Consider the following 11,189-nt stretch of genomic DNA (forward strand, 5'->3'; position numbering starts at 1 on the left):
GGTCTGGACCCTCCTGTTGATCAATCAATAAATTCGAATTCAAATTCAAGCAGACGAATGATGTCGCCATCTTTTGCACCGCGCTCACGCAAGGCATCATCGACACCCATACCGCGCAGCTGTCTAGAGAATCGTTTAACGGATTCATCTCTTGAGAAGTCTGTCATCTTAAAGAGACGCTCAAGTGCTTTACCCGTTAAGACAAATGTGCCATCAGGATCTCTAGAGATCTCAAATGGTGCATCGCCCTCATCAAATCTGTACATCACGCGGTTATCCGACAGCTCCTCTTCATTATAGAGCGGGAATTCCGGTGTTGTTTCAAGCTGATTGGCGATTTCAAATAAGAGCTCACGAAGCCCTTCTCGTGTGATCGCACTAATCGGGAACACTTTATAGTCATCCGTTAGTTTTTCTTTAAATGCCGCTAGATTGTCAGCTGCATCTGGCATGTCCATTTTGTTTGCAACAATGATTTGCGGACGCTCTGTCAATCTCATATTGTACTGCTCAAGCTCTTCATTAATCGTCACATAGTCTTCGTATGGGTCACGCCCTTCAAGTCCAGACATATCAATGACATGGACAATGACACGTGTACGCTCAATATGACGTAAAAATTGATGACCTAAGCCAACGCCTTCGTGCGCTCCTTCGATCAGTCCTGGCAGATCCGCCATAACAAAGCTTCGGTTATCGTCTGTTTCAACAACTCCGAGGTTCGGCACAAGCGTTGTAAAATGATAATCCGCAATTTTTGGTTTCGCAGAGGAGACAATTGAAAGCAGCGTTGACTTCCCGACACTTGGGAAACCAACAAGTCCAACATCTGCAAGTACTTTTAATTCTAAGATGACGTCACGTTCTTTACCTGGCTCACCGTTTTCAGAAAGCTGTGGCGCAGGGTTTGCTGGTGTTGCGAAGCGTGAATTTCCACGTCCGCCACGTCCGCCTTTGGCAATCACAGCCCGCTGCCCATGCTCTGTCAAGTCAGCTAGTACTTGTTCCGTCTCTGCATCTGTCACAACCGTACCAGGCGGAACTTTGACAATCATTTCTTCCGCATTTCGGCCATGCTGGTTTTTACTCATTCCATGCTCGCCGCGGTCAGCCTTGAAATGACGCTTATAACGAAAGTCCATTAACGTTCTAAGTCCTTCGTCTACTTCAAATACAACATCTGCACCATTTCCGCCGTCGCCGCCTGCTGGGCCGCCCTTTGGTACATATTTTTCACGACGGAACGCCACCATACCGTTTCCGCCGTCACCGCCTTTAACATACACTTTAACCTGATCTACAAACATAACTTCCTCCGTTTCTCTGCATCACATATCTCGTTCTTGCCTCAAACAAAGCTCAATCATGGACTCATGAGGCGTCACATGAAATTGCGTTATACTCATACATGGATAGTTTGCGTCATGAAACGCATTTAACGCATCCAAACTTGTTAATTTTCCTTTGAAATCAAAATATAAGATCACATCATTTTCTTCATGATCTGTTTGGAACGTGACCGTTAAATGATTTTCAGTTTTTTGGCAAACTGATTGATCGAATATCGAAAACAACTCCTGTGATACCGTTAGCAGCTGCGATTCATATGCTGATAAGTCTCGGGTTTCACCAAGCACTTCATATTCTAAGGTGATAAAATGCGACTCCCAATTAAATGTTAGAAAGTAATAGGCCAATTGGGGAATTTTTAAATTTGAGAGTTTGGATTCATGCTGTGCTTCAATGACCATTTCTTCTATAATTTCAAACACGCGGTCATATTTTTCTAATGTCAAGTTGCCTTTGATCAGCTGTAATTTATTCATCCAGTCGTGTCTTGAACGACTGAGCAGATAGATCAATTCATTTGTTAATGCAACGTGAGTTAATTTTTCATTTTCTTTACTTGGTATCTCTTCCATTATCGCACTCCCAATCGTTTGGTCTCTCTTTTAGGAGTCTTATCATCAATATGTCTCCCTGAATTATAACAGAGAAGACAGCATAGAAAAACACTAGTTATGTGAGGAAAGGTTGTTTTTTCTGATCGTATAGGAGAAAATGAGGCAAAGTCAGCAAACGTTCTTTGATATTTATGGAGTGCATCTTCTTTTATCATCTTCGGTACTGCTTGTAAAAGTGAAAAAAACTCCAGTCAATGACCGGAGTTTTTAGCAATTATTGTGCCGCAGGATATACGCTCACTTTTTTACGGTCACGACCGAAACGTTCGAATTTAACCGTTCCGTCGATTTTAGCGAAAAGAGTGTCGTCGCCTCCGCGTCCAACGTTTTCACCTGGATAGATTTTCGTTCCACGTTGACGATAAAGGATAGAACCACCAGTTACGAATTGACCATCAGCACGTTTAGCGCCTAAACGTTTAGACTCAGAGTCACGTCCGTTCTTTGTAGAACCTACCCCTTTTTTAGATGCGAAAAATTGAAGATCTAATCTAAGCATGAAGTTCACCTCCTATTTTTTTGTTGATATTCTCACATAATCGTGATAATCTCGTTCAATTGTCTCTAAGGAAACGACCATGCCTTCTAAAAGCAGCTGGGCTTTTTCAAAGGATACTGGATCTGTATCAGCCGGCAGTTCAAAAGAGAAGTAGCCGCCTTCTTCACCAATATCAAGCAGTGGGTCCAATCCTGTCAGTGCAATAATTGAATTGACTGAGCCGAAAACAACAGCAGATACACCTGCACAAACGAGATCCTGACCTTTTTCAGCAAACTCGGCATGTCCAGTCATCTGAAAAGACGTAATGCTTTCATCTGCTGATGACCGAGTAATGGTTGCTTTGATCATATCACTCACACGCCTTAAGCGTTGATTTTTTCGATAACAACTTTAGTGTAAGGTTGACGATGACCTTGTTTCTTGTGGTTGTTTTTCTTCGGTTTGTACTTGAACACAGTAATTTTCTTACCGCGACCTTGTTTTTCAACTTTAGCCGTTACTGTTGCTCCAGCAACTGAAGGGTTACCCACTTTGACAGTGTCTCCGCCGACAAACAATACGTTTTCGAAAGTTACTGTTTCACCTGCTTCAGCAGCTAGTTTTTCAACATAAACAGTTTGACCTTCTTCAACTTTTACTTGTTTACCACCAGTTTCAATAATTGCGTACATCTCTGCACCTCCTAATAAACTCAGACTCGCCGAATACAGGGGGCCATAGGCTCTTTACACCTGCTCCGCGCGGTTGTAGCACGGGTGCTACATATCCATAACATTAAAAAATATATCAAACTAGACGCAGAATGTCAATGTATTTTCACCATTAGTACGGTAAAAGAAGCTCTTCCATTGAGGAGGTCGTTCTGCGATCTGAAAAATACGCATGGAGCAGTTCATTTTCATCAAGCTGACTCATCTTCACGCCATCTCTTTCAATAATAATCGGATGCTTGCAGCCCTTTTGAAATCGTGCCATCACTTCGTAAACTTTTTCCTCTGCACTTGCTCTCAGCGGAATCAGTTTTTCTACCTTTTGCTCTTTTTTACCGTAATACCGTTCTAGTAAAAAACGAACCCTGACGTAATGCCTCTGCCTGTGCTCCATCACGAGTGAATAAGCTAAAAAAGTGAGCAGCACCCAGCCATTGAATTGCAGCGGTGCAAACAAAAGTAATCCTGCTGTCAATAGACCGAAAAAGACAAGTGAGCCTTTTATGGCTAGAGCATGTGCACGTTGGAAAGGGTAAAAAATAGATAAGAGCAAAAAGAATAATTTTCCGCCATCAAGCGGCCAAATGGGCAAAAGATTGACAAGAAAAATCGCCATATTATAAAAGGTAAACATCGTAAAGACGTCATGCGAGATAAGAGAAGCCTCCATGAACAGCCACGCCATGAGCTGGAGCGGTACATGCTGAAGCGGCCCGCACAAAATGACCGCCAGCTCCTCTTTTAGCGGACGGTTTCCATGTTCCTCTACTTCAACCGTTCCGCCAAATGGCAGTAAAAAAATCCGCCGAATGCGCCAATGATAATAGCAGGCAGCCGCTGCATGTCCAAGTTCATGGACACAGACGATCACAAGCAGGCAAAGCAGCGGCTTAATTTGACCTGACAGAATCGCAAACGCCATCACAATCCACAGCAGCGGATGGATGTGAATTTTCGTCAGCATGAGCAGCCATCTATTCAAAGGTCATCACCTGAATAGGATCGATAAATTGTTCATTTTGTTTAATGGCAAAGTAATACGTGCCCTTCCCTTGATCATCAAGCGAAATCTGGCCAATTTTTTCACCTTTATCAACAAAATCGTATAAGGCCACATCGGCTTTCTTTAATTGACCGTACCAGCTATAGCTGTTATCTGCATGCTGCACCACCACGGTAAGCCCTGTATCGCTTTTCTTTTTCACCTCGACCACATAGCCTTCCTTCATACTATCAATGGCTTCAGCGGATGTTTCAACTTTGACCCCTGCTCCATTTTGCGTAAAGGATTCCTGCACTTTACCAGAGGCAGGCACAGCTAGTTCTTGATTCGCTTGTACGTCCTTTTGGCCCTCTTTTTTCTCTGTTAAAAATGCCAGCGGATGTCCGACTGTTTTTTCAATCCAGCGGTTGGCAGCAGCAAATTGAAAATCTTGCTCAAAGGTCTGAGTAATCACCGGCTTCAGCTGCTGAAACGGACCTGCCTGACCTTTAAACGAAATGGCAGCAATCAACACAAGGGACGCTGATAATAAGCATTTAAGCACAAAGGTATTCGGGTTAAATAAGGGATGACGATATTTCTTTGGCTGATGAGACGCCGGTTCATAGGAGGTCGAGCCAGAATGCTTTTCTTCCTCTGTCAGCATAACCCATGGCGGGATATCCTCTTTTTTCTTGAAAGCCGTCTTCTTAGGAGGAGCAGCTGGCTGCATCGTTTTGCGGCGCTGCGCGATTTTCTTTCGGTACTCGTCCACTCTTTTCATGAGATCACCCTTTACATACAAACAGTTTGTACATTTTATGTGACAACCTCATCTGATATGCAACAAAAAGACCGATTCTAAATCGAATCGGTCTCAGCGTGTAGACAAACCCTAGCATTCGTTGTCAGGTCTGCGCTCCAGTGCTCGTCCTTACTAGACTGTAAAGGTTTTCTATCACGATTATGCTCTTACACCAAAAAATGCTTTCAGCTTTGCAAACATTCCCTTGTTTTCTTCTTCAAAGGATTGAAGCGGAACAGATTCGCCTAGTACGCGGCGGGCAATATTGCGATAGGCAATCGATACTTTGTTTTTAGCATCCATAACAATCGGTTCACCATTGTTTGAAGCCTTAATCACATCATCATCATCTGCTACGATGCCAAGTAGATCAATCGATAAGTGATGTACCACTTCATCTACATCCATTGAATCGCCATTTTTCGCCATGTGTGTACGAATACGGTTGACAATCAAACGAGGCGGTTCGATATCTTCTTGTTCTAACAAACCGATGATTCGGTCCGCATCTCTCACAGCTGAGATTTCAGGTGTCGTCACGACAATGGCCTTGTCTGCACCTGATACAGCATTTTTAAAGCCTTGCTCAATTCCAGCAGGGCAGTCAATGACAACATAATCAAAGTCTTGTTTCAATGATTGAATTAATTCTTTGATCTGTTCTGGCTCTACAGCCGTTTTATCACTTGTTTGAGCAGCAGGTAAAAGATACAAAAGATCCTCGAAACGCTTATCTTTTACAAGCGCTTGGTGAATTTTGCATCTTCCTTCTACTACATCAACTAGATCATAAATAATGCGGTTTTCAAGCCCCATCACGACATCCAGATTCCGAAGGCCGATGTCCGTATCAACTAGACACACTTTTTTCCCTTGAATTGCTAGTGCTGTGCCTAAGTTTGCAGATGTTGTTGTTTTGCCAACGCCGCCTTTTCCTGAGGTAATCACAATAGCCTCGCCCAATTTCACATTCCTCCCTCAAGCCTTGTCAGATTAGGTCTTATATGAGCCAATTGCTGCAGGCGTTCAATGATCATATTGCCATCTATATCTAAATAAGCACATTCCATTTCATTTCCATCTTCTTTTTGGTCTGGCGCGCGGTTAAAAACTTGTGCGATGCGAAGCTGTGTTGGAATCATATGAGATGCCGCAATAACAGCCTGTTTGTTGCCATTACATCCAGCATGCGCCACACCTTTTAAAGCGCCAAGCACAAAAATATTTCCTCCTGCGCGAATCGTTCCGCCAGGATTGACATCTCCTATTAATAAAAGATCTCCTTCGACATGCAGCACCTGTCCAGAGCGTACAATTTTTGCTACAGAAGTAATTTCAGCCTCTGCTTTTAATCGTCTCGCCTCTTCAGTTGACATGACTTCACTTTCAATGGAGTGGATGACGAGATGTTCATTTTCAGACACCGCTTCAGTCAAACGCGTCTCCTGATCCTCTGTTAAATACCGAAAACCAAGCTTAATATGCACATTGACCTTATGTCCTTCTCTTCCATCTGTATATTGCTCAAGTAATAGAACCTCTCGCAAGCCGGAAAGAAGGTCATCAAACGAACAGTCATCATTTAACTGTAATGTTAATCCGTTTTTTGTACCTTTTATCGTCACATATTGCTGTTTTTGAGTTTTCAAGATGCTCACCTCAACAACATACTCATTTCGCCGTAATTGGACAAACTCCTGCTTTTATTCGTCGATCAGTCCTTGTTTCACGTGGGTGAAAAAGAGCCTAAACGGCACAACAAGTATGAGAGACGCAGCAGTATTTAAAAGAATCGTTGGAATAAAGCGTTCGATGACATACGTATTAAACGGCATAATCCCTGGTTGAATTGTCGCTTGAACGCCGTATACATAAAACTCCATCACGGAAACAGCAATAATCGACAGAAAGACAACGACTAACATATTCGTTTGCAGAACTTTAAAGGCTTTTGCTAGCAAATAGCAAAGCGCCCCAAAGCCAAACATATGAACACCAAGTATGCCTGTATATGAAATATCATATAAAAGTCCAAAGATAAATCCGTAAATCACACCATATTTTTGATTCACAAAAGCAGTCATAAATACAAGTGCGAGTAAAATGAAATGAGGAGCTAAAATTTGATTCTCTGAAACAAATGGGAGCTTCACTAAATCAACAAAAATGCTGTCAAATACGAAGATAAACAACATGACGAAAGCAAGAAGGACACGTTTCACGAGCCTTCCTCCTTCGTCAATTCAGATGCATCTGCTGTACTTGTGCTGCGATTCACCACAATCACACGGTCTAAATTGTTGAGTTCAGCCGCTGGTTCTACGTAAATGATCTTTGTCAGGCCGTAATGGTCTGGCTCGATTTCACTTACCTTACCAATCGTTAAGCCTTGCGGGAATACGCCCCCTGCTCCAGATGTTTCAACAAGATCTCCTTTTTTGACATCCCCATCTGCATCGGATTTCAGAATATTCATAGTCAGCATTTTTTTCTTGCTGTCATAACCGTTAATGATTCCATTGAGTTCTTCTTTGCCCTTTTTCGCAAAAATTTTCGTTGAAATTCTATTATTTTGGTCAGTAGAGCTTAGCAATCTTACAGTCGAAGTAAAATTGTTAAGCTTATCACTTTCAATCTTCCCAATTAATGCGCCACTCTCATTAGTGACCGCCATATCTTTGTCAACGCCTTGTTTTTTCCCTTTATCAATCATCACAAAGCTATCCCAAAGAGATGGGTTTCTTGCGATAACAGTTGATAGAATTGGCGTGTAATCACGAACAGAGTTCACATAGCCAAGCTGTTTGCGAAGCTTTTTGTTCTCATCTTCTAGTTCTTGAAGTTTCGCCTCATATTGGGTTTGTCCATCAAGTTTTTTTCGAAGACGCTCGTTTTCATCATATGTGTTCTTTAAATCTTGTACGTTCCCATAAATACCGGCAATAAATTGTGATGGTTTATGAAAGACACCTTGAAAAAAGCCTGTCGTATCCCCCACTAATTTTTCCGGCCATGAAGCACCTCTGCCGCTTTTCACTGAAAAACCAATCATGGCCACCAGTACGATGACACAGACAAGGAGCAACATTAATCTTTTATTCATAAAAAACTGCGGCATGTCTTACACCTCTTTAATTACGCCCGATTATCGATTATCTTTTGATTTTCCTTTGAACAAATGAATATGTTCTAGTGCTTTCCCTGTTCCGATCGCCACACAGTCAAGCGGATCTTCAGCAATAATGACTGGCATTTTCGTTTCATCGCTAATGACTTTGTCAAGATTACGCAGTAATGCACCGCCCCCTGTTAAAACAATTCCGCGGTCCATAATATCTGCTGCCAGCTCAGGCGGGGTTTTTTCAAGCGTCATTTTTACTGCATCGACAATTGTTTCCACCGTATCGCGAAGCGCTTTTGCAATCTCTTCTGCCGTAATAGAGATTGTTTTTGGCAGACCTGTTAAAAGGTCACGTCCGCGAATGTCCATCTCATCATGTACATCAGGCTGCGCAGAACCGATTTCCATTTTAATCGCTTCTGACGTACGATCACCAATCATCAGGTTATACGTTTTACGGATGTAGCTGCTGATCGCATCATCCATTTCATCACCTGCAACACGGATTGATTGTGATGTCACAATGCCGCCAAGAGAAATAATCGCTACTTCTGTTGTACCGCCGCCAATATCCACAACCATACTTCCTGTTGGCTCCCATACAGGCAGGTTAGCACCGATTGCCGCAGCAAATGGTTCTTCAATCGGGTATGCGTCACGTGCACCAGCTTGTCTTGTTGCATCAATAACTGCACGCTCTTCTACAGCTGTAATGCCAGATGGCACACATACCATGACGTAAGGTTTACGAGCAAAAAGCCCTTTGCCTTTTAATGCTTGATTAATGTAATATTTCATCATTGTTGCTGTCGTCTCGTAATCTGCAATGACTCCGTCTTTCATTGGGCGTAGTGCCACAACATTACCAGGTGTACGGCCAATCATATTTCTAGCATCATTTCCGACCGCCACTATAGACTTCGTATCAGTTTCCAAAGCTACGACCGAAGGTTCTCTCACAACAATGCCTTTTCCTTTAATAAAAACAAGCGTATTCGCTGTTCCAAGATCTATTCCAAGGTCTTTTGTACCAATTCCAAACATATGTATGTATCTTCCTTTCTTAAACCAAAATTCCCTTAGGGAAAAACTCATAAACTCTATTATATCGTAAAACATTGAAAAAAAAAGTGTTACAAATACCCTTTTTCCTTCAAACTCACAAATTTTTGATCACCTATGACAAGATGATCAAGCAGCTGTATTCCAATCAGCTTTCCACATTCAAATAGTCTCTGTGTGACTTCAATATCTTCCCTGCTGGGCGTCGGATCTCCAGATGGATGGTTGTGCACACAAATAAATGAAGCAGCGGACCGTTTAAAGGCCTCTTTGAAAATTTCACGCGGGTGAACGATGGATGAGTTCAGACTTCCAATAAACACGGTATGTTTATGAAGAACTTGATTTTTTGTGTTGAGATAAAGACAAACGAAATTTTCCTGTTGTAAAAACCTCATATCTTCCATCACAAAGTTTGCCCCATCCTCTGGTGTGCGGATTACATAGCGGTTGTCCGTCGTTTGATGGTGTAATCTAGTGCCGAGTTCTAAAGCAGCTAAAAGAGAGACCGCCTTCGCCTTTCCAACTCCTCGAATCTTCGACATTTCTTCAATTGAGGCTTCTCTTATAGTGCGAAGACCGCCAAATGTTTGCAGAAGTCTTGCGGAAATTTGAAGAACTGATTCCTTATTTGTGCCTGTCCTTAAAAGAATCGCAACAAGTTCATGGTTTGACAGACTGCCGGGACCATATTTGATCAATCGTTCTCTCGGCTTTTCATCTTGAGGAAAATGCTTTAGCAACATAGGGAAATCGTTCATGATGCCCACTCCTTTTAGATTCCTTCCTGTCATCAAAAAGGGGTGATTCCAAATGTTTCGAGCACTCTAACTGTTTTGGCAATAGGGAGACCTACAACGGAAAAATAATCACCATCTATTTTTTGAACAAACAGTGCGCCTTTTCCTTGAATGCCATAGCTTCCCGCTTTATCAAGCGGTTCTCCCGTTTCGATATAGCGGTCTATTTCATTTTGCGTAAGTGTCCAAAACGTTACTTCTGTCTGTTCATAAAATGTTTCTTTTCTATTCTCTGACTGAATCGTGACACCCGTCAAGACTTGATGTGTCTTTCCTGACAATAATTGAAGCATTGAGGCCGCTTCTTCCTTGTCTTTTGGTTTCCCAAGACATTTGCCGTCAATTGCAACAATCGTATCTGCACCAATAATCACAGCTTCGGGATATAATCTTTGAATATCACTTGCTTTTTGTTCTGCCAACCATTGGACGTTCTCTGCAGGAGAAAAGTTTCGATTTATTTCTTCTTTTAATTGACTTGCTTGAATGTCATAAGAAAACCCTGCTAGATCAAGCAATTCTTTTCTTCTAGGTGATTGAGATGCGAGAATCAATCGGTTCATGTTTGTTCATCCTTTCAGGGTTTAGCCTAAGAAGTAAGATACCCATTCATCCTATCAAATGTACATCTTACGGACAATTTACGAAAATTTCATTTTTCATGTTCCTTCATCATTATGTTGGATGCAAAAGAAAAAAACTAGTCATTTTTTGACTAGTTTGGTTTCTTAAAATATGATTTTACGTATTTAATTGATCAAGCAGTGCCTGCTGAGATTTCCACGCGTTTTCAGCAGTAGGTTCATTTAACAGTTGTACCGCTTTCAGCAAACTACTTTTAGCTGGTGCGTCCGTTGTTTTGGCACTTTCAAGCTCAGAGATCAGCTGCGTAACGTCCTTTTGATCTACATCATCTCCTGCAATGACCTTAGAGGATAATAGAGATGCCTTTTCTATTAAACTAGTCAGCTCATCCGGTACTTGAAATGAGAGCTCCTTGCCTCCCCATGCCTCAAAGTGCTGATCAATCAGCTTCTTCCCAACAGCACTTGTCATGCCCTGTTCTGTCGCAAGCCCAGCAATGACATAATAGCCATCATCCATTGAGATCTTTTTCCCCGCATACCCTGCTTCTTTTAAACTGCCAACTAATTCATCTGCTCCTTTTTCAGAGGAAAACTTTCCAGCCTGTACGACATAGGTTGAAAAATGGCCAGAGGCGCTTTTTTCATCTTTATTCTCT

At 42.1% G+C, this 11,189-nt stretch carries 15 protein-coding genes and 1 other annotated feature; all 15 genes read right to left on the reverse strand.

The features are described 5' to 3' along the window. Window positions 1-20: 20 nt before the first annotated feature. Window positions 21-1,307, reverse strand: a complete 1,287-nt coding sequence (obgE, locus tag AOQ70_RS08275; protein WP_039180364.1) for a GTPase ObgE — start codon at window positions 1,305-1,307, stop codon at window positions 21-23. A 21-nt stretch (window positions 1,308-1,328) separates the two neighbouring features. After that, window positions 1,329-1,922 (reverse strand): sporulation initiation phosphotransferase B, encoded by a 594-nt coding sequence (locus AOQ70_RS08280; protein WP_024423157.1) that lies wholly within the window; start codon window positions 1,920-1,922, stop codon window positions 1,329-1,331. Window positions 1,923-2,178: 256 nt separating this feature from the next. Next, window positions 2,179-2,463 (reverse strand): 50S ribosomal protein L27, encoded by a 285-nt coding sequence (rpmA, locus tag AOQ70_RS08285; protein ID WP_003216586.1) that lies wholly within the window; start codon window positions 2,461-2,463, stop codon window positions 2,179-2,181. Between the two features lie 12 nt (window positions 2,464-2,475). After that, window positions 2,476-2,814, reverse strand: a complete 339-nt coding sequence (locus AOQ70_RS08290) for a ribosomal-processing cysteine protease Prp (protein ID WP_034279847.1) — start codon at window positions 2,812-2,814, stop codon at window positions 2,476-2,478. Between the two features lie 14 nt (window positions 2,815-2,828). Beyond that, the gene (gene rplU, locus AOQ70_RS08295) at window positions 2,829-3,137 is read right to left on the reverse strand and encodes a 50S ribosomal protein L21 (protein ID WP_003216781.1); all 309 of its coding nucleotides are present in this window, start codon (window positions 3,135-3,137) and stop codon (window positions 2,829-2,831) included. Between the two features lie 12 nt (window positions 3,138-3,149). Further along, window positions 3,150-3,222: a sequence feature (ribosomal protein L21 leader region), on the reverse strand. A gap of 66 nt (window positions 3,223-3,288) precedes the next feature. Next, entirely contained in the window at window positions 3,289-4,158 is an 870-nt protein-coding gene (locus AOQ70_RS08300) for a M50 family metallopeptidase (RefSeq protein ID WP_059375696.1), read from the reverse strand. Next, window positions 4,151-4,942, reverse strand: coding sequence for a M23 family metallopeptidase (locus AOQ70_RS08305; RefSeq protein ID WP_039180373.1), 792 nt, complete (start codon window positions 4,940-4,942; stop codon window positions 4,151-4,153). Before AOQ70_RS08305 ends, AOQ70_RS08300 begins: the two co-directional genes overlap by 8 nt. Window positions 4,943-5,122: 180 nt before the next feature. Then, window positions 5,123-5,926, reverse strand: coding sequence for a septum site-determining protein MinD (gene minD, locus AOQ70_RS08310; RefSeq protein WP_017358134.1), 804 nt, complete (start codon window positions 5,924-5,926; stop codon window positions 5,123-5,125). A 2-nt stretch (window positions 5,927-5,928) separates the two neighbouring features. Beyond that, window positions 5,929-6,612 (reverse strand): septum site-determining protein MinC, encoded by a 684-nt coding sequence (gene minC / locus AOQ70_RS08315; protein WP_024423161.1) that lies wholly within the window; start codon window positions 6,610-6,612, stop codon window positions 5,929-5,931. A 54-nt stretch (window positions 6,613-6,666) separates the two neighbouring features. Beyond that, window positions 6,667-7,185, reverse strand: coding sequence for a rod shape-determining protein MreD (gene mreD / locus AOQ70_RS08320; protein ID WP_024423162.1), 519 nt, complete (start codon window positions 7,183-7,185; stop codon window positions 6,667-6,669). Then, a complete protein-coding gene (gene mreC / locus AOQ70_RS08325) occupies window positions 7,182-8,081 on the reverse strand; it encodes a rod shape-determining protein MreC (RefSeq protein WP_039180383.1) in 900 nt (299 codons plus the stop codon). The genes mreD and mreC overlap by 4 nt, the downstream gene beginning before the upstream one ends. A gap of 27 nt (window positions 8,082-8,108) precedes the next feature. Then, complete coding sequence (locus AOQ70_RS08330; protein ID WP_007501538.1) at window positions 8,109-9,128, reverse strand: rod shape-determining protein; 1,020 nt, start codon at window positions 9,126-9,128, stop codon at window positions 8,109-8,111. Window positions 9,129-9,217: 89 nt separating this feature from the next. Next, complete coding sequence (gene radC / locus AOQ70_RS08335; RefSeq protein ID WP_059375698.1) at window positions 9,218-9,892, reverse strand: RadC family protein; 675 nt, start codon at window positions 9,890-9,892, stop codon at window positions 9,218-9,220. Window positions 9,893-9,939: 47 nt separating this feature from the next. Next, a complete protein-coding gene (locus AOQ70_RS08340; RefSeq protein ID WP_047203336.1) occupies window positions 9,940-10,509 on the reverse strand; it encodes a Maf family protein in 570 nt (189 codons plus the stop codon). Between the two features lie 178 nt (window positions 10,510-10,687). Then, window positions 10,688-11,189: SPOR domain-containing protein (locus AOQ70_RS08345; RefSeq protein ID WP_197414603.1), on the reverse strand; the 502-nt coding region annotated here is incomplete at its 5' end.

Source organism: Bacillus sp. AM 13(2015), assembly GCF_001518755.1.
In the GTDB taxonomy this organism is placed as follows: domain Bacteria; phylum Bacillota; class Bacilli; order Bacillales; family Bacillaceae; genus Bacillus; species Bacillus safensis.

Coding starts and splice junctions, on each gene's coding strand:
- obgE (WP_039180364.1), bottom strand. CDS start 1,307: ATGTTTGTAGATCAGGTTAAAGTGTATGTTAAAGGCGGTGACGGCGGA.
- AOQ70_RS08280 (WP_024423157.1), bottom strand. CDS start 1,922: ATGGAAGAGATACCAAGTAAAGAAAATGAAAAATTAACTCACGTTGCA.
- rpmA (WP_003216586.1), bottom strand. CDS start 2,463: ATGCTTAGATTAGATCTTCAATTTTTCGCATCTAAAAAAGGGGTAGGT.
- AOQ70_RS08290 (WP_034279847.1), bottom strand. CDS start 2,814: ATGATCAAAGCAACCATTACTCGGTCATCAGCAGATGAAAGCATTACG.
- rplU (WP_003216781.1), bottom strand. CDS start 3,137: ATGTACGCAATTATTGAAACTGGTGGTAAACAAGTAAAAGTTGAAGAA.
- AOQ70_RS08305 (WP_039180373.1), bottom strand. CDS start 4,942: ATGAAAAGAGTGGACGAGTACCGAAAGAAAATCGCGCAGCGCCGCAAA.
- mreC (WP_039180383.1), bottom strand. CDS start 8,081: ATGCCGCAGTTTTTTATGAATAAAAGATTAATGTTGCTCCTTGTCTGT.
- AOQ70_RS08330 (WP_007501538.1), bottom strand. CDS start 9,128: ATGTTTGGAATTGGTACAAAAGACCTTGGAATAGATCTTGGAACAGCG.
- radC (WP_059375698.1), bottom strand. CDS start 9,892: ATGTTGCTAAAGCATTTTCCTCAAGATGAAAAGCCGAGAGAACGATTG.
- AOQ70_RS08340 (WP_047203336.1), bottom strand. CDS start 10,509: ATGAACCGATTGATTCTCGCATCTCAATCACCTAGAAGAAAAGAATTG.